Source organism: Roseivirga echinicomitans, assembly GCF_001592935.1.
Classification (GTDB): Bacteria; Bacteroidota; Bacteroidia; order Cytophagales; family Cyclobacteriaceae; genus Roseivirga; species Roseivirga echinicomitans.
Map to the genome: position 1 here is coordinate 1 of NZ_LRDB01000053.1, position 22,781 is coordinate 22,781.

At 39.9% G+C, this 22,781-nt stretch carries 20 protein-coding genes; 3 read left to right on the forward strand and 17 right to left on the reverse strand.

What is annotated here, in order from left to right; translation table 11 throughout:
* Window positions 1-219 precede the first annotated feature (219 nt).
* Complete coding sequence (locus AWN68_RS18425) at window positions 220-1,350, reverse strand: hypothetical protein (protein WP_068419211.1); 1,131 nt, start codon at window positions 1,348-1,350, stop codon at window positions 220-222.
* A gap of 153 nt (window positions 1,351-1,503) precedes the next feature.
* Window positions 1,504-2,343 (reverse strand): RluA family pseudouridine synthase, encoded by an 840-nt coding sequence (locus tag AWN68_RS18430; RefSeq protein ID WP_245658036.1) that lies wholly within the window; start codon window positions 2,341-2,343, stop codon window positions 1,504-1,506.
* 131 nt (window positions 2,344-2,474) lie between these two features.
* Between AWN68_RS18430 and AWN68_RS18435 the strand changes: the two genes are divergently transcribed.
* A complete protein-coding gene (locus AWN68_RS18435; RefSeq protein WP_068419216.1) occupies window positions 2,475-3,260 on the forward strand; it encodes a hypothetical protein in 786 nt (261 codons plus the stop codon).
* An 18-nt stretch (window positions 3,261-3,278) separates the two neighbouring features.
* Here AWN68_RS18435 and AWN68_RS18440 read toward each other — a convergent pair whose 3' ends face one another.
* From AWN68_RS18440 to AWN68_RS18485, 10 genes are all read right to left on the reverse strand, one after another.
* A complete protein-coding gene (locus AWN68_RS18440) occupies window positions 3,279-3,470 on the reverse strand; it encodes a hypothetical protein (protein WP_068419217.1) in 192 nt (63 codons plus the stop codon).
* 174 nt (window positions 3,471-3,644) lie between these two features.
* Complete coding sequence (gene arsM / locus AWN68_RS18445; protein ID WP_084362938.1) at window positions 3,645-4,583, reverse strand: arsenite methyltransferase; 939 nt, start codon at window positions 4,581-4,583, stop codon at window positions 3,645-3,647.
* A 10-nt stretch (window positions 4,584-4,593) separates the two neighbouring features.
* Complete coding sequence (locus AWN68_RS18450) at window positions 4,594-5,304, reverse strand: PIG-L deacetylase family protein (RefSeq protein WP_245658037.1); 711 nt, start codon at window positions 5,302-5,304, stop codon at window positions 4,594-4,596.
* A 61-nt stretch (window positions 5,305-5,365) separates the two neighbouring features.
* Window positions 5,366-5,914: a sigma-70 family RNA polymerase sigma factor gene (locus tag AWN68_RS18455; RefSeq protein WP_068419219.1), complete on the reverse strand. Its 549-nt coding sequence runs from the start codon at window positions 5,912-5,914 to the stop codon at window positions 5,366-5,368.
* A gap of 105 nt (window positions 5,915-6,019) precedes the next feature.
* On the reverse strand, window positions 6,020-6,484 hold the full coding sequence (locus tag AWN68_RS18460; protein ID WP_068419220.1) for a tRNA (cytidine(34)-2'-O)-methyltransferase: 465 nt from the start codon (window positions 6,482-6,484) through the stop codon (window positions 6,020-6,022).
* 98 nt (window positions 6,485-6,582) lie between these two features.
* Window positions 6,583-7,434: a 5'/3'-nucleotidase SurE gene (surE, locus tag AWN68_RS18465; protein ID WP_068419223.1), complete on the reverse strand. Its 852-nt coding sequence runs from the start codon at window positions 7,432-7,434 to the stop codon at window positions 6,583-6,585.
* A gap of 173 nt (window positions 7,435-7,607) precedes the next feature.
* A complete protein-coding gene (locus tag AWN68_RS18470) occupies window positions 7,608-8,909 on the reverse strand; it encodes an amidohydrolase family protein (RefSeq protein WP_068419226.1) in 1,302 nt (433 codons plus the stop codon).
* A 264-nt stretch (window positions 8,910-9,173) separates the two neighbouring features.
* On the reverse strand, window positions 9,174-11,018 hold the full coding sequence (locus AWN68_RS18475) for a PLP-dependent aminotransferase family protein (RefSeq protein WP_068419320.1): 1,845 nt from the start codon (window positions 11,016-11,018) through the stop codon (window positions 9,174-9,176).
* 435 nt (window positions 11,019-11,453) lie between these two features.
* Window positions 11,454-12,329 carry a DUF808 domain-containing protein gene (locus tag AWN68_RS18480; protein ID WP_068419229.1) on the reverse strand — a complete coding sequence of 292 codons (876 nt, stop codon included), beginning with the start codon at window positions 12,327-12,329 and terminating at the stop codon, window positions 11,454-11,456.
* Window positions 12,330-12,582: 253 nt separating this feature from the next.
* Window positions 12,583-13,020: a cupin domain-containing protein gene (locus AWN68_RS18485; protein WP_221405750.1), complete on the reverse strand. Its 438-nt coding sequence runs from the start codon at window positions 13,018-13,020 to the stop codon at window positions 12,583-12,585.
* Window positions 13,021-13,298: 278 nt separating this feature from the next.
* On the opposite strand from AWN68_RS18485, the gene AWN68_RS18490 reads away from it, so the two are divergent.
* Window positions 13,299-14,039, forward strand: a complete 741-nt coding sequence (locus AWN68_RS18490) for a hypothetical protein (protein WP_068419235.1) — start codon at window positions 13,299-13,301, stop codon at window positions 14,037-14,039.
* A 219-nt stretch (window positions 14,040-14,258) separates the two neighbouring features.
* Window positions 14,259-15,263: a DHH family phosphoesterase gene (locus tag AWN68_RS18495; protein ID WP_068419240.1), complete on the forward strand. Its 1,005-nt coding sequence runs from the start codon at window positions 14,259-14,261 to the stop codon at window positions 15,261-15,263.
* A gap of 159 nt (window positions 15,264-15,422) precedes the next feature.
* Here the strand turns inward: AWN68_RS18495 and AWN68_RS18500 are convergent, their stop codons facing one another.
* The 5 genes from AWN68_RS18500 to purL all read right to left on the reverse strand — a co-directional run bounded on the left by AWN68_RS18500 (window position 15,423) and on the right by purL (window position 22,569).
* Window positions 15,423-15,635 carry a hypothetical protein gene (locus AWN68_RS18500; protein ID WP_068419243.1) on the reverse strand — a complete coding sequence of 71 codons (213 nt, stop codon included), beginning with the start codon at window positions 15,633-15,635 and terminating at the stop codon, window positions 15,423-15,425.
* A gap of 246 nt (window positions 15,636-15,881) precedes the next feature.
* Window positions 15,882-16,313: a hypothetical protein gene (locus tag AWN68_RS18505; RefSeq protein WP_068419247.1), complete on the reverse strand. Its 432-nt coding sequence runs from the start codon at window positions 16,311-16,313 to the stop codon at window positions 15,882-15,884.
* A 768-nt stretch (window positions 16,314-17,081) separates the two neighbouring features.
* The gene (locus tag AWN68_RS18510; protein WP_068419249.1) at window positions 17,082-17,495 is read right to left on the reverse strand and encodes a hypothetical protein; all 414 of its coding nucleotides are present in this window, start codon (window positions 17,493-17,495) and stop codon (window positions 17,082-17,084) included.
* A gap of 712 nt (window positions 17,496-18,207) precedes the next feature.
* Window positions 18,208-18,702: a hypothetical protein gene (locus tag AWN68_RS18515; protein WP_068419252.1), complete on the reverse strand. Its 495-nt coding sequence runs from the start codon at window positions 18,700-18,702 to the stop codon at window positions 18,208-18,210.
* A gap of 171 nt (window positions 18,703-18,873) precedes the next feature.
* Window positions 18,874-22,569, reverse strand: a complete 3,696-nt coding sequence (gene purL / locus AWN68_RS18520) for a phosphoribosylformylglycinamidine synthase (protein WP_068419254.1) — start codon at window positions 22,567-22,569, stop codon at window positions 18,874-18,876.
* Window positions 22,570-22,781 lie beyond the last annotated feature (212 nt).

The following is a 22,781-nucleotide window of genomic DNA, read 5'->3' on the forward strand; positions in this document are numbered from 1 at the left end:
CTTTTTTGTTTAGTGATTAAGTCGGACAGAGTCCTCGAATTCATAGATGGTCACAGGTCCTGCCAAAGGCCGATAAATCGGAGAACCTGCGACAGTGGTTTCTCTTATCTAATAGAATTACCTGTTCCTGACCCAAAGCGGTTAAGGGCGAATGTTCTTAAAACCCTGAATATTTTGAGAGTCTTGCAATATTATGAATCAGAAATGCTCATGAAAATATCATTTGCTTACAATAGTTACCAGATGATTTTGATCAATACCTTTTATTTCGATGAATTGATTGAAATTGAAATCGACTAGTGCCAATTTTCTCTCTTTTCCTTCAAGGAAGAAAATAACAAGAGAGTTTTTCAATACCTCTATAACATGTATTGAGTTCTTTGAGAGCTCATTGACCTTTTGTAACTCCGTATTGAATTTGGTGATTTTGTTTTTTTGAATACCAATAAATTCCGAATCACTTATCCAATAGGTGTTAAAATTTGATAAGTCGAAGGGGGTAGATTTTGTCTCCGAGTTTTTAAGTATGCGCAATTCAGCATGGCCGGTTTCAAAGTCTTTGAAAGTTTGAGTGATCATGCCTTTCCTGTAGCTCCAATATTTTGTGGATGAAAAACTATCCTTTAGGGCGAAATCATTGTTGGTTAGATTTACATCATATTTCGATAAATTTCCGGGGCTATAATATACAAATATCGACAGTGTGTTTTTACTTGTTTCTACATATTCTAGTTTCTCAGGAAAGTTATGGAAGGTATGTAAAGTGTCAACTTCCAGACTCTTGGTGTCTATAGAAATGATTGATTCACTCGCGTTGTCGAAACCGTAAATTTTGTTGTTATATGGTGAATAATGCCATGACCTGAAGTAATCTGAGAAGGTAATGATTTCTCTAATACTGTCAGTTTTTAAATCATACTCTAAAATTTTACCATAGTAGTAGATGTCCTCAATTTCGTTATCGCTATAAATAGAGAGGTAGGCTTTATTATTACCTAAATCGAATTGAACAGGAAAGGAGGAGCCGGTGGCGTTGTATTTACCGTTCATTAATACCTCCTTATATTCTCCTAAGTCAAGGTTTCGATTCTTAACCTCTGTTTCTCCATCTCTAACTTCGAACTCCTTTATATTTATGCCATAAACGCCTTCTCCATTACTGTAGTAGCTCGAAACGACTAAGAAGTTTTCTGATATGGGTTGATTTAAAGTTGTTTTGGTTTTAGCGATTACAGTGTCAGCAATAATTTGGGATTCAGAGGGGCTTGAGAGTTTCTCCTTATTCCTTGCGCCTTGTGTACAGCCAATTACTGAGAATGCAACAAGCAAGGTGAACGCTTTACTCTTCATAATAAGGGATCAGTATTAATATTTGATTTCCAATAAAAATATATAATTCATATTTATTTTTACCTTATCTGTATAAGAAATTAGAGTATTATCTTTTCGGTATTTTTACCTGCTTAACAGGTAGGGTGAAATGTTCTGAAAGACCGAGACAACTTACCATTGATCTTGAATAAATATTTTCTTGAACTTCTTGGGTAATTTATCATTGAGCAGAAATGTCTCGCCCGTAAAAGGATGGATAAACCTAAGTGAAAAAGCATGCAGGTAAAGCCCTTTCCCATTCAATAGCAGACCTTCAATCCCATAATCTTTGTCGCCTAAAATGGGGTGGCCAATGCTTGCCAAATGCTTTCGTAATTGATGTCTTCTTCCAGTTTTGGGTTTTAGCTCAACCCAATTGAGTTGACCGAACCTTACAGATGATACGGACTCGATTACCTTATAATCCGATTGTGATTCCTTGTCATCTATGGCTAAAGAGATGGTTCCGCTATCATTGGCCATTGTACCAATGGTTACTGTGTGGTAGGTTTTCTCGACCGTTTTGTCCGCGAACATTTTATTTAAAGCACGAATACTGCTGCTGGTTTTTCCCACTAATAAAATGCCCGTGGTGGCATAGTCTAACCTGTGGACAGGCTGTGGTATGGTAGCGTCTGGAAGCTTGCTTGGCTTAAGGTTTTGATTCAAGGCATTGGCGATGGTTTTAAAACTATTGCCACTGACCAAAATACCAGCAGGTTTATGGATTAAAGCTAGGTGCTCATCTTCAAAGAGTACTTCAAGGGCGTAGACGAGTCTATTATCTTGATCAAGGTCTTTTGGCATGGTTAGCTTAATGCTTTCTCCTCCATTGATAAACGTGGCAGAAGTAGCAGTCATATCATTGACAGTAATATACCGTTTCTTTAAAGCTTTCTTTAGTGCCGATTTAGTGGGGATAAGACTGAAAATACCAACACCATATTCTTGAAGCCGAATAGGACTGGGCAATGCAGGGACAATATGGGTTTCGGAGAGGGGGATATTAATCTTTTCGCCCTAGTTAAAGAATATTTTCAAATTCACCTTAAACAGAATGGTGAATTTAATGGTTGTGTGATTCTAACAGACAAACTCACTGAATGAAAAAGGTATATGCAGTACTCAATACACTCGTAATTGCGGGGGCGATTTTTTGGAATTATTGGAGCAATACCGCGGGCATAAACGGAAATACAGTGGGGGGGCTAAGCGCTGAATACGCTAACTTATTCACTCCAGCTGGCTATGCCTTTTCGTTTTGGGGAATCATTTTTATTGGTTTGATTGTACTAGGTGTGAATCAACTCAAACTGGCTTTCTCTAAATCTGAACATAGTGAAAGCATACTTCAAATAGGGCCTTGGTTAATCATTGCCAACTTAGGGAATGCTGCTTGGTTATGGTTCTGGCTCAATGAGCAAACAGGCATGAGCGTAATTGTGATGCTGGTTATTCTGTTTTCATTAGTTCAGATTATTCTTAGGTTGAATATGGAACGATGGGATGCTCCATTAAAGGTAATTGCTTCCGTTTGGTGGCCAATATGTGCTTATAGTGGCTGGATAGCTGTAGCTACAATTGCTAATATTGCGGCTTATTTGGCCAAGATTGGTTGGGTGGCAGTTTTTACTGAAATACAATGGACGATAATAATGATTAGTGTAGCTGGTCTGCTCAATCTTTTCATGATCTACACCCGAAACATGCGCGAGTTTGCTTTAGTAGGTGTTTGGGCATTAACAGCCATAGCAGTAAGGCATTGGGACGAAATCCCGGTCTTGCAGTGGGTTTCTGTGTTTTGGGTGGGAGTGCTCTTAATTGGGGTAACTATCCATGCTTATAGAAACCGTAATACAAATCCTTTTAGAAAAGTTGCAAATCAATAGGAGTATAAGAGTTAAACTCTAATGGTCTTTATTCTTCTTTTTCCATTCCAGATTATTTATGTACGCAGTTCCAAAAAGAACTACCCCAGCAAACAGGCTCAAAGAATAATCTTCAAAGGCACCTTCTGTTGCTAAACTATATACTCCAAATACAACACCAACAAGTCCGATGATCATTGCTATTAAATTCGTTTTTTGAATCGTTTTCATTTTACTTAGTCCTGGTTAATAATGCTTCTAATGAAACACAATGTCTCTGTATTATGAAGTTGATTAAAACTTCGGGAATATCCAATTGTAATTAGAAACCGGTTCTGAATGGCAAAAGCGACTTTGATTGAGCACCAAAGCCGCTATTCACTTTAATATAATGTTGTGGTTGTGCTAACTGCAACAGCTTGATTTACCACTGCTTGACGTAGTTCCACAACAGGATACTTCATCTACTTTACTTGGTGTAGCGACTTCTTCGCCTCCACAACAACCGCTACCTGTGCTGTTGCAACAAGCGCCTTCTTCCAGTTTGTCGGCATAGAGTGTAATGCTATAAATTCCCGAATCTGTTTCCCTGAATGCTGATAGTTCTTCAGGACTGACATATTTTAAAAGAAGTTCATCAGGTAATTCAATCCGTCTTTCCTTTTTGATTTGGATGTTCTTGAATCCAACGGATTTTATAATGCCTAGATAAGTACCCTTCTCACTTGCACCAGCTACGCAGCCAGAATGCATTTCTGCGGCTTCTAAGATGGCACCTGGAAGTGTCCCGATAGATACGATGTCTGAAATACTGAAATGTCCACCCACTTTTAATACCCTGTGGACTTCACTAAATGCCTTTTCCTTGTCAGGCACAAGGTTCAATACGCAGTTACTGATTACCACATCGGCCGTATTTGTGGCTATTCCATTTATGTTTTCAATTTCACCCAACATAAACTGCACGTTTTTGTAACCCAATTTTTGGTTGTTCTGCAAAGCACGAATGACCATTTCGGGTGTCATATCAACTCCAATTACCTGTCCTGTTTCGCCTACAATTTTTCTGGCGATAAATGCATCGTTTCCTGCACCAGAACCGAGGTCGACCACAGTATCTCCCTCTTTTATATTGGCAATTTCGGTTGGCAGCCCACAGCCTAAAGACAAATCAGAGGCTTTTTCATAACCCTCGATATTTTCATAGTTTTCCGCCATTGAATTACCGAGTTCTTCAGTGCCGCAACAGCCTGAATCAGTTGAGCAACAGGCCACTTGAATATCGTTTTTGGCAATTGCTCCGTAGGATTTTTTGATTTCTTCTTTGATCAATTGAGTTTCCATATTTTTGAGTTTAAGGGTTAATTGATTCCGTTAGAGATGACAGCATATTTGGGGGCGTTTCAGCTTCGAGTTCGAAGTGAGTTTTATTTCCGATTCTGTCGATTACGTTGGTCGTCTTTACCATTTCTTGATAAGTGTCGTAGCAAAGCAGTGCTTCTTTCATTTTTGTGATATTAGCCTGGCTCAGTTGTTCGGTCACCAAAATATCTTCTTTTTTGGTCCAGGTGACTCTCGGTATTCCTCCTTCAAAGAACATAGGGAGCCCGGTGTCGATAACCGTGAAGTAGGCCAGTCGCTTCCAGAAGTTTAAGCCTTCATTCTTGTTGAAAAATAGACGCTTGATGATGTGGTGCAACGTAATATGATCGTGATGTCCGCTACCTCCGTGAACTGGGTAAGTAACCACCACATTGGGACGGTAATATTGGATCCATTTTAGAATTTCACTTTCAAGATAGGAGGGGTTGATCTTCGCAAGTCCACCATCTTCATAATCAAGGATGGTCATTTCTGAAATGCCTAAAGTTCTCTGTACTTTTTGCATTTCTTTTTCTCTCACTTTGCCCATTTCTTGGACAGTGAGTCCAAGTTGATGGCGCACCTTGGTTGCGCCACCTTTGGTAAGTGTAAGAAGAATGACCTCGTTACCTTCTTGAATTTGCTTGTCGATTGCCCCCGCTGGCCCAAATGATTCGTCATCTGGATGGGGAAAGATGTACATGATTTTCATTTCTGTCTTTTTCCCCTAACACGCTGGTTGTCAGAAAAAGACGCAAGAAAAATCAGTCGCAGTTACAGTTTTTTGATTCCGCAGATTGGAGGTTACCATAGCTGTCGCTAGGGAAGTCGCAGCAGGCTAAAATGAGTTCTTTCAACTTCTCTTTTCCTCTCTGAACCCTTGATTTTGCTCCAGAATAGGAGATATTCAGTTCTATCGCCAAATCCTTCTGAGAAACCTCTTCGAATTCCGTTCTAATCAGGGCTTGTCGGTATTTCTCCGGAAGTTGGGCAATGAAAGATTTCATGCAGCAATCTGCAATCGTGGTATTAAGCGATTCTGTTTCTTCTTCTGAAATAAGGGAGTATTCGTTTTCGATGTGCGTTACTTTGCCCGCTTTTCTAAAGTTGTCAACTGTGGCGTTTCTAGTGATACCATAGATGTACTGGCGCAGATTGGTGGCATTTGCTATTTTATCTGAATTGGCAATGATCTTAAGGAATACGTCCTGTAAAATATCGTTGGCAATATCCTCGTCCTTTACTTTTTTGAGGGTGAAGTTCTTCAGCTCTTTATAGAAGTCGTTCCAAATGTTTTCGGTAATATTATTCATTCAGCTTTTTAATATTGATTCAAACTTACCGTTTGACGCGCAAGGCTTGAAAAAGACGCATTTATCTTAATGGGTAAAATTCTTTCAGAGATTAAATGAGAATTATCACCTGATATTCGTTTTTAAATTTCGGATACCTTCATATACTACTATGCTAACCGCATTGGCCAAGTTTAAGCTTCGAATATGAGGACTGTAAATAGGTATATTATAGACTAAATCAGCATTCTCTGTTACAATACTTTCAGGCAAACCACTTGATTCTTTTCCAAAAATTAGGAACATATCGTCTTTGTAGTCAATGGCGCAGTAATCATAAGTTCCATGACTTGAAAAGTACGCGAAATTTCCACCTTCATTTTTAGCGTAAAAATCATCAATACTCTCATAAATAAAGAGAGATACATGCTTCCAGTAATCCAGCCCTGCTCTCTTTACCCTCTTGTCATCCAGTTCGAACCCAAAGGGTTTTACCAGGTGTAATTTGGAACCAGAGGCTAAACTTAGGCGTCCAATATTTCCCGTATTCATAGGAATCTCTGGTTCAATCAATACAATATTAAATCCCATTATTTGTGGTTTTACTTTTCAACTCCTCGTTGTATTTAACCTTTAGATGGCTTGTTGATAAAGAACATCAACGAGGGCGGAAAAAAGTGCCCTAGGCCTTATTTATTTTCCAGTTTCAGTCCCCAATTGGAAATGGATTCCATCAACTCATAGGCCGTCCAATCGAATTTAAGTGGAGTGATGGTGACGTAACCGTTTTGATAGGCAAAGGTGTCCGTTTGCTTGTTCTGTGATCGCACAAATCCTATTTTCTGGTTGTACACCATTTTGTTATCGGTTTCACTTTTCAATTCATAATTTCCCATGTCCAAATAAGCGTCTCCCATGGCCTTCACCATAATGCCTTTGAGTTCACCAGCAGGAATATTGACAGAAAGTACTACACCTTTTGGTGCACCTTCTTTTTGGTATTTGGCCACCAGTTGTGCAATAAAGCGAGAGGTGGCTTCTGTATTTACTCCGCGGCTTTCCTGTGATACGGCAATGGCAGGAATACCATGATAAAGTCCTTCCATAGCTGCGCCTATAGTGCCAGATAGGTGAGAGACATCTCCCACATTGGAGCCTCGGTTAATCCCAGAGATCACAAGGTCGAATGGTTTGTCTTTTCCCAGTACCCGAATGCCAAACCTGACAGCATCGGCTGGTTTTCCGTTGACGGCATAGCCAAAAAACTGCTGGTCTTTAAATACTTTTTCAACTTCTAAGGGACCACTGTTGGTGGATTGGCTACTTCCAGACTGGTTTTCGGCAGGAGCGGAAATAATGACTTCAACATTTGGGAGTTTCTCAATCTCGGTTTTCAATGTGCTGATCAGCGGTGATTGAATTCCATCGTCATTAGAAATAAGGATCCGGTAAGTTTGAGCGATACCAACTTTAGTTAAACAGAGGAGTAGAATCAGTGTGATTGTAATGTTTTTAAAGCACTTCATTTTTTGATAGAGCATTGTTTCCTTAAAGATAAATTAAATAAGCGTTATGGAGTGGTTATTCTTTCCACTAGTGTTTAAGTGGTGGGGGAGATTGTGACAGCTGCAAATGGAGCTGTTTGCCTAAATTTTATTACTTAATATGACTTCAATAATTCTCGTGAAGGCCCACAGTTATTGTCCTGTCTCTGTTAGTTTTTATTGTAGAGCTTCCCGTTTTTAACGACCAAAAAGACGTCATCTATATTGTCAATATTGTTTGTGGGGTTTGAATTAAGGAAAAGCAAATTGGCTTTTTTACCCACTTCAATCGTTCCTTCTGTTTCAAGAATTCCAGTGGCTTGAGCAGCATTTTTTGTGGCAGAAATAATTACTCCAAAAGGAGTGAAGTCAGATTCATTGACCAATAACTTCATTTCATGTTGCACAAATGTAGCCTGGTCTGTGTCACTACCTGCGGCAACCTTAACACCTACCTTATTGGCTTCTCTGGTAATTCTGCTAACAATCTCATAGCGCCAATGTGCACGATCTACATTCTTATTGTTCTCATAAACGGAGAGTGTCGCGTCAAGCACCACATCGTATTGCTTCATGAGTGTAAAAAGTTTATCCAGCTCAAGTTTAGCATATTCTTTGTCCCAAAATTCGGCTGACAAATCTTTTGCACCAGCGGCATTCCAACTCGCAGGGTAATCTTCTCTTTTTGGATATTTTTCATCAATCAGCATCAATGCATGAGAGATAGAAATTACTCCTGAAGAAATGACATCTGAGGGTGAGGCCGGAGTTAAGGAGCCATGTGACCAAACAGGAAATGCTTGTTTTTTTGCCTCTGCTAGAATATTTCTAACCTGCTCTTTGGTCAAGCTTGCATAGAGCTTTATTCCATGAGCACCAGTTCCCTTTGCTTGAGCGACTTCCAACTCTATATTAGAATTATCATCGATTGCTTTCATATAGGGCATTTCACCACTTACTCCTCCTTGAGCCGTTGCAATGGTTCTGGGGTCGGAAAAAAACTTTGAGCCTGCCATGAGTGACGAATAATAGATGTTTGGAGCCACTATATCCCCCACTAATGCATTTCTTGACAAACTTGAGAGTGCCCTTGCATCACCTGCCATATCTCTCACCGAAGTAATTCCTGATAAGAGCATTTCTTGAAGCACTTTTTCTGCATTGTCTCTTCTTTCTATCGTTGGATCCGTAGCAAAATGTACATGTGCATCAATTAAACCGGGCATTACGAACTTTCCTTTTAATACAATGGATTGAACAGTGTCATTAGCTATGTACTTTTTGGAGGGCATGACATCAGAGATTTTATCATCGCTAATAATGATGGTGTAATCATAAAGTATATCGCTGGTGTTTACATCAATAATATTTACATGCTCCAAAGCATAGGTGCCAAAGCTGAATTGCGCACTTAGGGTTGTAAAAGCTAAAACGAATAGGAGTAGGCTTGATATAAGTCGTCTTGAATTCATTCGTATAATTATTTTTTAATTAGTTAGTCAAAGTGACTACTAAATAACTTTAATGATGTAGTAAAGCACAAGGCCTGAGTATATCAAAAATGATTTGAAACTTCAGGCGTGAGAAGGTAAAAATATTTTCTGAGTATTGAATGAATAGTTGATGTAAGGTTATCTCTTTGCCGTATTTTTCAGCAACATAGGAGGCTTCTAGAGAAGAACATCAATTCGGGCAGAATAGAATTATTTGGGAGGCTTTTATTACCTCCCAATTTTTTAGATGCTATCTACAAACTCTTTAAACACCTTTTTATGGAGTTCAAGGTCCATGTCAGCAGAAAGCGCTACACGGGCAATATAATCCTTGTCGCCTTCTTTGGTTGTTCCTTGAGTAGAGGTTGCGGGGATTGTCCAGTAACAACCTTTTAGTTGGCCATAACTCACGCAGTACTTACTTTCATTCGGGATTTCAGTAATCATTAAGTCAATTAGCTTATGATTCAAGGCCCTTTTGTAGGTTTCCTTTTCTTCGGCAGTATGTCCTTTGGTCGGAAGGTCTAATGAAAATACAGACGGCATGAATCCTTGGTCAGCCAGTTCTTCCGAAACAAAGTTGATTTTGGCAGCTGGTAGCGTTTCGTGAATGAAGTTTACAAACTCACGCGTATTCTTGTAAGCATCAATGATTCTTTGATTCATAGAAGGCAATTGCTTTGCTAAGATTTCATATTGAAGGTCTGTAGCCTCGTTATCGCAAAGTATTAGGTGCTTTTCTATGTGGACCATCAAAGCCGCTGTTTTGTTATTTCCTACCACGTAACCTGCGGTACATTTTCCACCACTTGGAAACTTAGATCCACTGGCATAGGAAATGGCCTTCATTGTAGAGAGTATTTCGCCTTCGCCTAAAAAGTGGAAATTAGGGCAAAAGGTTTGATCTAAAACGAAAACTGAATCGATAGCGACTGCTCCATTGCTAGTCTTACGGACTTTGCTTAAAACAGCTTTTAATTGCTGAAGGTTGGGCACTTCAACCCTTGGGTTGGTTGGGATTTCAGCGATGATATAAGGGATGGCATCTTCCTGAGCGATTTTGTCCAATACGGAATCGATACTTCGCACCATATCATTATCACCATCTACGAGTAAATCCACTACTTCGACATTGTCTAGACAAGCCGCAACGCGTCTTGCTTGGTCGTTTGTACCACCATAGCAGTTGGGAGGAACCACAAATTTGATGGCTTTGCCTTTATGATTTTCGAGCGCGTCATGAATGAGCCCCATCATAATGGCATATTGCATAGAAAGTCCACTAGAGGCAACAAGTGGTTTTAGGGTTGTGCCGGTAATGTTCTTAAGTAAATTTAAAACTGTTCTTTTGTCCGTTTCTACATCGCTTTTCTGAATGTCGAAAGAAGATTGCTCCACTAGCGCCTTTAAAGCGACAAGGCAATTGGCTGGCGTCATGGCGATGGTTTCTCTTCTTCTTACATGTTGAATTTCTGAGATGTAGGTTTCATTCGCCTTACCATTGACAAGTAAAATACTTCCGAGCTGTGCATGAAGGTTGATATAAAAGTCAATGTTTGGGTCAAGATCAATCGTAGAAATTTCATGTTGTTCTGAAATGAAAACGGTACTGCCATCAAAAGAGGAAACTTCTGATGCTTCTTCTACTTTCTTCAACTCAAAATTATAGCCATACACACGCTGTAGTTCTTCAACATCAAAGTAAGCAGGTAACTCACCTGTGTAATTGATTTGAGTGTTTCTATTGGCCAATAAATTCTTTCTCAGAATGGCCAAAACAGGAGTCGTTTTGGATGAAAAACTGATTACATTTTCCGGTTTAAGCTGATGCAGGTGAGCGATTGCCCATTCTAGCACACAAGATAATGGATGACCTAATCGAATATAGTCATAAGCAGTGGGCAACTCGTTGAGGGTGGATGCTTCGCTATTAGTAGCATTAAATAAGGCCTCAAACTGATTTAAGAATTGAGTTTTAGCCTGTGATTCATCATAAATATCTAGCCGATGAGTGGTAAGGTTTAGCCAACCAGCGGGCATATTACCCAATACATCTTTAATATAATTTCGCATTTTATTCGCTCCCATAATTGTTGCCATTCGATAGGCCGCTATAATACATCAATTCGCTTTATTATGTAAGTGTTAGAGGAAGTTTTGTCTTAACGATCGGTTAGAAAAGGACTTGTCTTTCCTCTTCGATGCAGTAGAGGAGGAGTGGAGCTTATGGTAATGGTTTTTTCAGCCTTGGAAGGCTTGTTGGTGAGGAACACCAACAAGGGTGGAGAAGGACGGAATGCTACATAGTGTATTTCACAGCCCTATTTATAAGAAAGAATAAAGCAATTATAGAAATGACTACTAAAATAGATATTACGGTTAGTATTTTGTTTTTTCTTATGAGTCCGATAATTAACATTACCAGACTTGATGTTAAGAGAATTAATAATACTATAGACATGATATAAGTTTATTATTGTGTAATAATAATTTTATTGTATTATAATCACGTTGGAATGAAAATTATTCTTTTTTACTGTTAAATATTTTTTTAACCGTTTTAAAAATGAGTAAACATACAATCCCAACTACTAAACCAACGATAAACTCACCCAAGATTCCAGGTAAAGAATGAACAAGATCATGTACAATGTGAATATTGTGGACATAAATCCCACCTGCCACTAAAATCATTGCAATGGTTCCCACAACCGCTAAAATTCTTATTAAGACGGGTAATGACTTCACTAAGGCCGTACCTATACTTTTTGAAGCACTAGCTTTATTGTCGCTTACTGCAATAAGTTTATAACCTAAGTCATCCATTCTCACTAACAACGCTACTAGCCCGTAAACGCCAATGGTGGCCAATATAGCTATAACTGTTACCACTATGATTTGGATCTTAATAGGCTCATCGATCACTGAACCCAGTGCTATAATGACGATTTCTACTGATAAGATGAAGTCTACAATAATGGCAGATTTGATCTTTTTTCCCTCACGCTTAATTACTTCGGCCTTTGATAGTTTTGTTAGGTCCACAACTTGTTTGGTATGCTCTCTATGAAAAAGGTAATGGTATATTTTTTCGGCACCTTCGAAAGCCAAATACATACCGCCCACTAAAAGGATAGGGACAATGGCTGCGGGGAGGTAAGCACTCAATAGAAAGGCAACTGGCAGAATAATAAGCTTATTCAGGAAAGACCCCTTGGTTATTTTCCATAAAACGGGTAATTCTCTTGATGAAACAAAGCCCGAAGCTCTTTCAGCATTCACAGCCAAATCATCGGCTAGAAGACCTGCTGTCTTCTTGGAGGCGACTTTAGTCATGACCGCTACATCATCCATGAGCACTGCAATGTCATCTAATAGAGCAAAAAATCCTGAAGCCATACTGTATATTATCTGTTTTGAGTGAAGAGTATTGGGGTTTTGGTAATACGGTATTTCAAATGATTAGACTTTAACCGGACCTTAATAAGGTGGTATAAAACTAGTGAAACTGCACAACGGCTACAACCTTCAATTTCGTTAAAGTTCAACCATGATTATTTGACTTTTGTTATATCATTTGCATGATTAAATTCTTTTCGAATTACTTGAAAGGTTAGGCAAAACTGCATTTCACGCTTTGTTATACACGAACCTATTCTTCGTAGATATCAAATTTAGTAGAGAAAGATTTCATTAATTCTTGATTAGAAAAATCATCTTCGGTCATGGTTGAGAGTTGCTCTAAAAAGATATCAAACTCACCATTTTTAAATATGGTAAGCATTTTCCCTCCATCCACAGATTTAGCTTCATGCCATACATTTGGAGGAACCGTTATTGTATCACCTTCTCTAAGAATGATTGTTTCGTCATCAAAAATGAGTTCAAGATCTCCAACTAACATGTAGAAAACCTCTGTCATTATTTTATGATGATGCCGTTTTAAATGGAAGCCTGGTTTTATGGTGTCCTCGACTATACATAACTCTCCATTCGTCTGTCGTGACGACAACTTAATAAAGCAGTGATCCTGGGAGTAATTGTAGTTTTCGCCTTCTCCTTTTCTGATAATTTCTTTTGATGTCATCATCTAATCGGATTGTGTATAACCTTATCTATGCGTTACATAGGTAACTTAAGCGCATGAATATATTCATACGCCTTCAAGGACAAAAGAATTACCGGACGAAATGTGAAAGTACTTTTTGAGGTAGAAGAATTTACAAGACTCGTTGGTAAGAAACTCCAGCAAGGGTTAGGTGGGTAAAGAGCGTTAATAGGGCTGGGAAAGGCAGATAAAACGGGTAATAATTTATTAACTACCTTTGTTAAGCTGTGATTTTTACTTCTCACTACAAAAATGAAATTATGAAGAGCAAGATTTTTGGAATTATTTGTGCACTACTTTTTTTAGTATCCGCTTGTGGGAAAGATGAAGATACTGACAATAATGAAGTAGTTTCAGTAGTAGGAATGTGGGGGACTCAGAGTGGGGAGGAGTTTTCTTATTTGACACTATTGTCGAACAATACATTCATGTATGCAGAAAATGACTTGTCTGTTAGCTCTAGCCAAGAGAATGGTTTGGAACTGGGCTCTTATACATTTGATTCCAGTAAAGGAGAAATAACATTCAATATTGCCTACGATGATAATGCACCTGGCGATGATTCGGGTATTGGTGATATTGGAACTCCGGTGACGTTTAATGCGTCAGTTCTGGTGGGGAGTACTAGATTAAGCCTTGCTGATGGTGATTTAATCTTAGATAAAATAGAGTTAATCGCTACCTCACCAGTGATTGGCATTTGGGGAATGGAAAATGGAGATGAATTTTATTACTTGACGCTTTTATCAGACAATACGTTTCTGTTTGCTGAAAATGACTTAACCGTAACCTCTAGCGCAGAGAATGGTTTAGAAGTGGGGACCTTTGCATATGATCCGAGTAAAGAAGAATTAATATTCGATATTGAGTACGATGATAACGCTCCTGATGAGGATTCGGGTGTTGGTGATGCTGGAGCATCGATTACGCTTGATGCAGTACTTTCAAATGAAAATAAAACATTGACCATTGCTGGTCTAATACTCTCAAAGGCCCTGTAGATTTTATGTGACCTGCTGGAAAAAACTCCAGTCAACGTGGGAATGCTCTTTCCAGTACCTAGGATAGATTTATCTAAACCGCGTTCTTTGTCGCCCTTCTAATCTGAGGGCAGGCTGAATAGTAAACCTATAATGGCTAAATGCCTTTCAGTTTAAAGTGGCTTCTGTAGGTGAAGCATATCAGTCTAACCGAGAAGAGTAAAAATCAACAACCCATAAATGAATATATACCAACAAATAGAAGCTGAAATTAAAGCGGCTTCAAACATTGTAATCACCTCACACAAATCTGCTGATGGCGATTCAATAGGCAGCTCATTAGGCCTTTTACGTTTTATCCAAAAGCTAGGCAAAACAGCTAGGGTTTGTCATCCAGATCCAGCCCCTAATTTTTTGTATTGGTTAGATACTTCGGGCTTTCTGTTAATGACAGAACAACCAGAGGAAGTCGCTGCCGCTTTTGAGACAGCCGACTTGGTTTTCTGTTTGGATTACAATGCGACCAACCGTATTGGGCCTGATATGCAAGCCTTGTTAGAAGCGGTGACCTGTAAGACCGTAATGATTGACCATCATTTAAACCCGGAGGCATTCCCCACCTTAACGGTCTCTGAAACCACGGCTTCTTCTACCTCAGAGTTGATTGTTGAATTGATCGAACAATCTGGAAATGGCGCCTTACTCGATTCCGAAATAGGCACGCCTTTGTACCTCGGTATATTGACCGATACTGGCAGTTTCAGGTTTCCTTCTACCAAGCCACGTACGCACGAAATATTGGCTAAGCTATTGGGCGCAGGCGTGGAGCATCACTTAGTACACGAGGCATTAAGCGATAACAATACCGCAAGTCGTTTGCGTTTGCAAGGTTATGCCATGTGCGAAAAACTGGAGATCATGGAAGACTACATGGTGGCTATTATTTCATTGTCGAAAGAAGAGCTAGCGAAATACAATTATCAAAAAGGAGATACCGATAACTTGGCCAACCAAGCCTTATCGATTAAAGGAATGAAGGCCGCCATTGTGTTTACAGAAAGAGATGGCATCATGAAAATGTCTTTCCGCTCGAAAGGCGTAGAGAATCCTGTGAATGTATTGGCAGCAGAACACTTTAATGGTGGCGGGCATGCCAATGCTTCAGGAGGGATGAGCGAATTATCCGTCACAGAAACAGTAGAGAAGATTAAGGGCTTAGTGCCATCGTACTTTTCGATTCAGTAATACTTGCAAAAAGAATGAAATCAAACCGTTGAAACAGTTGATGCGAGCTTTGAGATTAATAGTCCACGGTTTAACCCATTTAATTTTCGGTCTCAGCGAGACGCTAAGACCAGTTCGGGATCAGTTGGGAAGTTAGGGTCAGAATTTTAACTTTTATACTCAGGCTTGGTCTTTTTTCTGTTGACGGAAAAAAAAGTAGGCAATGATCAATGGGAAGAACGTGAAAAATTCGAAGCCGTTTTCTATCGCGCTGTACACAGAAACGCCTATGAGCATGCCGATAATAAATGTACTTATCTTATTCGATTTTTTCTTTTTTTGCTCTTGAAGCAATTTCCCGTCAGTTGAACCTGTTAGCTCTTCTTGTTTCATAATGATTGCTCTTTCCGCATTTTAATTGAGCATTCTAATTTATCCAAAATAGGTCGCTTTTTCCTTCTCTTTTATGAGAAAAAGCAGTGTGCAGATAAATTAAGCTAGCGACTAAAGCCTGAGGAAGTGGAGGAAAGGCATAGGTTAAATAGAGATTTTATGTTTTGTTTTATATCCTCAATACAATCGAGGAGGAGTCGAGGCTCCCAAAAAAAAAAAGATTAAAAAGCTCTTTTTAGGCAATGTTTACTTTTCAACACCAATAGGCACCTGAATGGAACTTACAGCCAGAGGGGAGGCTTGATCATCAGGGACGGTGCTTGCTTTAATGACGCCTCCGGCAAAATCGCTTTCAAACTTCATGGTTGCAACTGAGGTCGTGAAATCTCCAGATATAGTAGTTTTTATATCTATGATTGCCAATTTTCCTGATTTTACATCCCAATTAATTACCTCATGCACTTTATTGCCAGACCTCTCTTTATTTACTTTAAATGCGTAGGTGTACTTTTTGCCAGGAACTATACTTTTAGGCCCGTCAAGACATACCCCAGTCCCATTAGTAAGAACACAGGTAGTAGCGCCCTCTAATTCATCTTTAATCTCAGTATCATCATTGTTACATGAAAGAATCAAAGAGAGTAAAAATAGGCTAGCAATTTTGATGGAGTTGTTCATGTTTATCCAGTGGTTTTAATATGGGTTGGTTATTTCGTTTATAATATAGGTATAATTATAGTAATTATAATCATGTTTTTTTAACAAAGTTGTAAGTTGTTTTTGTTTTATGACCCACGGTTTAAACCCTGGCGAATTGAATGCATAACTTTAGGGAATGGTTTTAATCGTTTAGATCAGGTTGTTGGTCTCAGCGAGACGCTAAGACCAGTTCGGGGCGCTGAGTAGTGCAAAGGGTATATTAGTTAAACGACAATGATCTAGCGCCTGCTGACCTGTGAAATGCTAATTGTTCGATGATGTCTCTTTTCTTTCCCTGAGGAACGAAGGGTCTAAAACATCAATGTTGGAAGTAATTCTAATAGAAACTTTTGTCTTATCCATCGGTTTGAAACCGACTTGTCTTACATCCTCGACACAATCGAGGATGAGTGGGTTGGGAGATACAATGCTTTATCAACGTGAAAAGATGCTTACAGCATGACTTAGATTTGATGTTTGTGCTAATAATATGATATATCGGATAAGCCTGCTTTACAGTCACCCTGTAAGGGTCTTTTTCAGAAATATAGATGGTATGACGCTCCGAATGGGCCTCATTGAACCGTCATCCTGATTCCGAAGTCTCGGAAGTTTCAGGGTCCGTTTGCTTTATCCTGTGATTACAAGGTTTCTATTAGTATATCCATCGGTTTGAAACCGATTCGTTTTGTATCCTTTATGTAATCAAGGGTGAGTTGAAATATGTGGTAAAGTTGGTTTTTAGTTCTAATAACTAGAATCTATTTCTTTGTCCACAGCTTCTAAAACTCCTGCCCGAGTTTTTTCAACAATCTCATCGGTCATTAATATTAAATCTTGCATTGTCATTCCTTCATATAGAAAGTATTGGTCACTTAAATGCTCAAAAATATCTTCAACTCTATGTTCACCCTCCAAGGAGTACTTTTCACCGATTTTCCATATTTGCACTTGAAAATATTCTTTCAGAAACTGATCGGTTTTCCAAAGTTTAGTGCTTTCCCAATTCACACACCAATACATGTTTTCTTCATAAACACGGATAGTGAATGCTTTTTCGGGCTTTTGTTTTTGCACATCATCTATCAATAAGGTCAACTGATTTGTAATACCAGAGATGAGTTTTGTTCTTTCATTTTCAATATCCTTTTTCGTTTTCATTGTTCAATTTAATGTTGGTCAAAGTTGCATGTCCACTAAGGTTCCGGTGTCTTTATGCTCTGTAATTTATCACCATCTATTTATACGTCCAAAGTTGAGATACCATTAGCTCTGTGACCTAACACAAATAGGGAGATGGTGAGACGCGATGGTTAGTTGGTGAATTGGCTGCTTATTTTACCGCAAAGAGCGCTGAGTCGCGCAAAGTGTAAATTAAGCTGGGCTTCAATGATCTAGAGCCTCTGACCAGTGAAATGCTAATTGTTCGATGATGTCTCTTTTCTTTCCCTGAGGAACGAAGGGTCTAAAACCTCAATGTTAGAGGTAATTCTAATAGAAGCTTTTGTCTTATCCATCGGTTAAAAACCGACTTATCTTACATCCTCGATGCAATCGAGGATGAGTTGGGTTGTCAATTTACTCATATTCTAACTAATCTGAAAAGGGGGAACAAGGTTAGCTAATCTTCTTGCTTTACATCCTAGATTGTATCGAAGATGAGTTGTGTCAAACCGTTGAAACGGTTGATGGAAACCTTTTACTTTATAGCCCACGGTTTAAACCGTGGGCTATTTGAATGCATAACTTTAGAGAATGGTTTTAACCATTTTAATCAGGATGTAGGTCTTAGTGAGAGGTAAGGCCAGTTGTGGGGGAGAGTTGCTTTACTTATTTTACCGCAAAGAGCGCTGAGTAGCGTTGGGGCTCGTTTTTAATAGATCAAGTCTAGTTCAGGTATTGATAATTGAATGGTCTGTTTTATAGATCCAGTCGCGCCTTCAATACTTGTAGATGCTTCATTGATAAATATCACATCCATTCTATCATAACTCTTTAAATTCAGAACTCTTGGTTTTAGATAATTTCCTATTTGTATCGCTAGACTATCTGTAAGAGCTTTATTTTTAATATCTGTGATTTTCTTTGAGTTTAGGAATGTGATTTTGAACCATTGGCTTGTTAGCACAGTGGAGTCTACTCCATATTTAAACAAACCTGTGGCAGTCATAACTGTTGTATCAGCATCATACAGTTCCATGAGTGTGTTTTCGATTTGTGCTTTAGATTCTGAAAGTTGCAATTCATCAATTTGACTATAATCTGGTGACTTCATGTTTTCTAACTCGTCAAACATCTTTTTAAGGTTAGAAGATTTACAGCCTGATATTGAGGTAATTAAAAAAGTAATAATGATTAGTTTCTTCATTGTTATTGAATGTGCTCTAACGTTATGCATCAGTCACAAAAGTGACGTATAGCCATGAATATACGTGACTTTTTAATTCTTATCACTCCCAACAAAAAAAACCGCTCCCTCCGAAGTGTCTGAAGAAGCGGGTTTTTTAGTATTCTATCTTTTTTGTCTAACGTCTATCATCTAACTTCTCGCAGCCACCCATTCCTTAGCATTTATAAAGGCTTTGATCCATGGGCTGAGGATGTCTTTGCGTTGCTCTATTGGGTAGTGCGCCCAGTTCCAAGGGAAGATGGAGCGCTCGAAGTGCGGCATAATGGCCAAGTGTCTGCCGTCTTTACTGGCCAAACCTGCTACATGGTAGTCAGAACCGTTTGGCGAAGCAGGATAGGCCTCGTAAGAGTATTTAGCAATTACATTGTAAGCCGATTCTTTCTCTGGTAAAGCAAAACGGCCTTCACCGTGCGCCACCCAAATACCAAGCCTTGCACCCGAAAGTGAGCCTAGCATTACCGAGTCATTTTCTGGAATGGTCACATTCACAAAACCCGACTCAAATTTACCAGCAATGTTGTGCTTTAATTTAGGATGCGTTTCGTGTTCTGGGTAAAGCAAACCAAGTTCGCCCATCAACTGGCAACCGTTACAAATCCCCAATGAAATGGTGTCCTCACGGGCATAGAAATTGTCGAGGGCAGCTTTTGCTTTTTCGTTGTACAAGAAAGCACCCGCCCAGCCTTTGGCAGAACCCAATACATCGGAATTGGAGAAGCCACCAACAAAGGCAATGAAGTTGACATCGCTCAGGTCTTCGGCACCAGAAATAAGGTCAGTCATGTGAATGTCCTTCACATCGAAACCAGCCAAGTGCATGGCATAAGCCATTTCTCTGTCGCCATTCACACCTTTTTCACGGATAATCGCTCCTTTGATTCCAGTCTTCTCTTTGCGGTCGGGGTTTAAGCCTAAAGCAGCATATTGGCCTTCAAAACCTTGAGGGAAAGTGAATTCTAAAGGTTGTTTTTTATAGTTCTCAAAACGGGTTTTGGCCAGTTCGGCACCGCTTTGTTTTTGGTCTAATAAGAAAGAAGTTTTGTACCACAGGTCTCTCATTTCCAGAATATCGAAGTTGTAATCAGCGTTGGCTGTTTTAATCGATAATTCGTCTTCTGCTTTTGGAACTGCAATTTCATGGTAAGTAACACCCAATGCTTTCAGTCTGTCTTTGACCGAAACATTATTTTCGTTGGCAATTTGAATGAGTAAACCTGGCTTTTCAGAGAAGAGCAATTGCGTATCGTCTCCGGCCTTGATGCCAGAAAGGTCTACTTCCAAACCAAATTCTTCTTGTGCAAAACACATTTCCAATAAGGCGGTTACCATCCCTCCAGCAGAAATATCATGTCCGGCCAAAATGTGTTCTTCTTCAATTAGGGTTTGAATCAAATCGAAGGTTTTGGCGAATTTAGCGCTGTTCTTCACCATGGGTGCCGAAACCCCCACTTTGCCAATGACCTGAGCAAAAGAACTTCCGCCCAATTTAAAGTCATCTTCAGAAAGGTCGATGTACAATAAAGAAGAGTTAACAATCGGTTGAAGCACAGGCTCCACTACTTTCTTCAGGTCGGTTACTTCGCCTACGGCAGAAATAATCACAGTACCCGGTGAGTACACCACATCGTTCTCGTACTTCTGGGTCATCGACATGGAATCTTTCCCCGTAGGGATATTGATGCCCAATTCGATGGCAAACTGGCTTACGCCTTCCACTGCTTTGTATAAACGAGCGTTTTCGCCTTCGTTTTTCGCTGGCCACATCCAGTTGGCGCTCAACGATACGTTTTTGAGTCCGCCTTCAATTGGTGCCCAAATCAGGTTGGTTAAAGCCTCGGCAATCGAAAGCTGAGAACCTGCCACCGGATCGACCAAAGCCGACACTGGCGCATGACCGATAGAAGTAGCAATTCCTTTAATACCTCGGTAATCCATGGCCATTACGCCCACATTGTTCAAAGGCAACTGAATTGGCCCTGCCGTTTGTTGCTTGGCTACACGGCCCGTAACGCAACGGTCTACTTTGTTGGTGAGCCAATCTTTACAAGCCACTGCCTCTAACTGAAGCACCGCTTTTAAATAGTCTTCAATTTTAGCGTTGTCATAAGTCAAGTCCGCAAAATTGTTGGCGATGGTTTTGTCTTCCAAAATGGTTTTTGGAGAAGAACCAAACATATGAGAGAGGTTCCAATCGATTGGGTTTTCACCCGATACTTTATTCTCAAATTTGAAGTGCTGGTCGCCAGTGGTTTCACCCACCACATAGAAAGGAGCCCTTTCTCTTTTGGCCACACGCTCCATCAATTCAATGTCTTTTGGCTTCATAATCAAGCCCATTCGCTCCTGAGATTCGTTACCGATAATCTCTTTGTCGGAAAGGGTAGGATCGCCTACAGGCAGTTTCTTCACGTCAATCGTGCCGCCCGTTTCTTCTACCAGTTCCGAAAGGCAGTTCAAATGGCCGCCTGCTCCGTGATCGTGAATTGAAACGATTGGGTTTTCATCCATTTCGGCCATGGCACGCACCGCGTTGTACACACGCTTCTGCATTTCTGGGTTCGAACGCTGAATGGCGTTTAACTCGATGCCGCTAGAGAAAACACCAGTATCTACAGAAGATACGGCACTTCCGCCCATACCAATGCGGTAGTTGTCGCCACCCATTACGATGATTTTATCGCCTTTGGCAGGAGATTCTTTCAAAGCGTCTTTTTTCTTTCCGTAACCTACGCCACCGGCCAGCATAATCACCTTATCGAAGCCGTAGTTTTTACCGGCTTCTTGGTGTTCAAAAGTAAGTACCGAACCAGCAATCAGCGGTTGACCGAATTTATTTCCGAAATCAGAAGCTCCGTTGGAAGCTTTGATCAGAATATCCATTGGAGTTTGGTAAAGCCATTTCCTTTCGGGCATGTTGGCTTCCCAGTTTCTGTCGTTTTCTAAACGAGAGTAAGAGGTCATGTATACGGCAGTTCCCGCCAAAGGCATAGAACCTTTTCCACCTGCCATTCTATCTCTAATTTCTCCACCTGCGCCCGTGGCCGCACCGTTGAAAGGCTCAACTGTCGTAGGGAAGTTGTGCGTTTCGGCTTTTAATGAAATCACCGAATCAAAATCTTTGGTTTCGAACCAGTCGGCTTTGTCTTGGGTTTTCTGTGCGAACTGCTCTACACGAGGCCCTTCCACAAAAGCTACGTTATCCTTATAAGCAGACACCAACCTTGCAGGGTGCGCTTCCGAAGTTTTACGAATGAGCTTGAAGAGGGAAGAAGGCATTTCTTGGCCATCGATAATGAACACGCCATTAAAGATTTTGTGTCGGCAATGCTCTGAGTTTACCTGAGAAAAACCGAATACTTCGCCATCGGTTAATTTTCTGCCTAGCTGATCGCTAACTCCATTTAAGTAATCAATTTCTTCTTGGTTCAGCGCCAAACCTTCTTTTTGGTTATAGGCTGCAATGTCTTCGATATAAAGCACGGGTTCTGGCTTTACATCAATGCTATAAATTTCCTGACCTAAGCCTTGGTAAGCCGCTTGCAACATAGGATCGAAAGCGGTGTTGTTTAAATCTACTTTGTCAAATTCTTCGATACGCTCGATTCCGACAACGCCCATGTTTTGCGTAATCTCAACAGCATTGGTGCTCCAAGGCGTAATCATTTCTTTTCTGGGGCCCACAAAATTGCCATCCAAGGTATCGCTCGCAATCAAAGTAGCATCACCAAAAAGCCATGAAAGCTTTGGTATGTCTTGATCTTGAAGGGGTTGCGTAAGGTCTAAAGCGTAGATTTTGTCGTTTCCTGCATCGAAAAACTGAATCATTAGAACGAGGTTTTAAGGAGTGTAGATTTAGGTGAGCAAAATTAGTAAAAGATTCGGCATTGGGAATTAAAACATGGAGATTGAGTCAAAGGAAATTACCCTCACCGAATTTTTAAATGTACTAGTGAAAAATGGTGTGAGAAAACTTACAATATCTTACGGAAGGGGGATGGGTTTGGGTATTGTATTTCCTGTTGTTAGAAATAGTTTTC

Coding starts and splice junctions, on each gene's coding strand:
- AWN68_RS18485 (WP_221405750.1), bottom strand. CDS start 13,020: ATGATGACATCAAAAGAAATTATCAGAAAAGGAGAAGGCGAAAACTAC.
- AWN68_RS18505 (WP_068419247.1), bottom strand. CDS start 16,313: ATGAACAACTCCATCAAAATTGCTAGCCTATTTTTACTCTCTTTGATT.
- arsM (WP_084362938.1), bottom strand. CDS start 4,583: ATGGAAACTCAATTGATCAAAGAAGAAATCAAAAAATCCTACGGAGCA.
- AWN68_RS18495 (WP_068419240.1), top strand. CDS start 14,259: ATGAATATATACCAACAAATAGAAGCTGAAATTAAAGCGGCTTCAAAC.
- AWN68_RS18515 (WP_068419252.1), bottom strand. CDS start 18,702: ATGAAGAAACTAATCATTATTACTTTTTTAATTACCTCAATATCAGGC.
- purL (WP_068419254.1), bottom strand. CDS start 22,569: ATGATTCAGTTTTTCGATGCAGGAAACGACAAAATCTACGCTTTAGAC.
- AWN68_RS18510 (WP_068419249.1), bottom strand. CDS start 17,495: ATGAAAACGAAAAAGGATATTGAAAATGAAAGAACAAAACTCATCTCT.
- AWN68_RS18450 (WP_245658037.1), bottom strand. CDS start 5,304: ATGTACATCTTTCCCCATCCAGATGACGAATCATTTGGGCCAGCGGGG.
- AWN68_RS18425 (WP_068419211.1), bottom strand. CDS start 1,350: ATGAAGAGTAAAGCGTTCACCTTGCTTGTTGCATTCTCAGTAATTGGC.
- AWN68_RS18500 (WP_068419243.1), bottom strand. CDS start 15,635: ATGAAACAAGAAGAGCTAACAGGTTCAACTGACGGGAAATTGCTTCAA.
- AWN68_RS18490 (WP_068419235.1), top strand. CDS start 13,299: ATGAAGAGCAAGATTTTTGGAATTATTTGTGCACTACTTTTTTTAGTA.
- AWN68_RS18455 (WP_068419219.1), bottom strand. CDS start 5,914: ATGAATAATATTACCGAAAACATTTGGAACGACTTCTATAAAGAGCTG.
- surE (WP_068419223.1), bottom strand. CDS start 7,434: ATGCTCTATCAAAAAATGAAGTGCTTTAAAAACATTACAATCACACTG.
- AWN68_RS18435 (WP_068419216.1), top strand. CDS start 2,475: ATGAAAAAGGTATATGCAGTACTCAATACACTCGTAATTGCGGGGGCG.
- AWN68_RS18475 (WP_068419320.1), bottom strand. CDS start 11,018: ATGGGAGCGAATAAAATGCGAAATTATATTAAAGATGTATTGGGTAAT.
- AWN68_RS18440 (WP_068419217.1), bottom strand. CDS start 3,470: ATGAAAACGATTCAAAAAACGAATTTAATAGCAATGATCATCGGACTT.
- AWN68_RS18480 (WP_068419229.1), bottom strand. CDS start 12,329: ATGGCTTCAGGATTTTTTGCTCTATTAGATGACATTGCAGTGCTCATG.
- AWN68_RS18470 (WP_068419226.1), bottom strand. CDS start 8,909: ATGAATTCAAGACGACTTATATCAAGCCTACTCCTATTCGTTTTAGCT.
- AWN68_RS18460 (WP_068419220.1), bottom strand. CDS start 6,484: ATGGGATTTAATATTGTATTGATTGAACCAGAGATTCCTATGAATACG.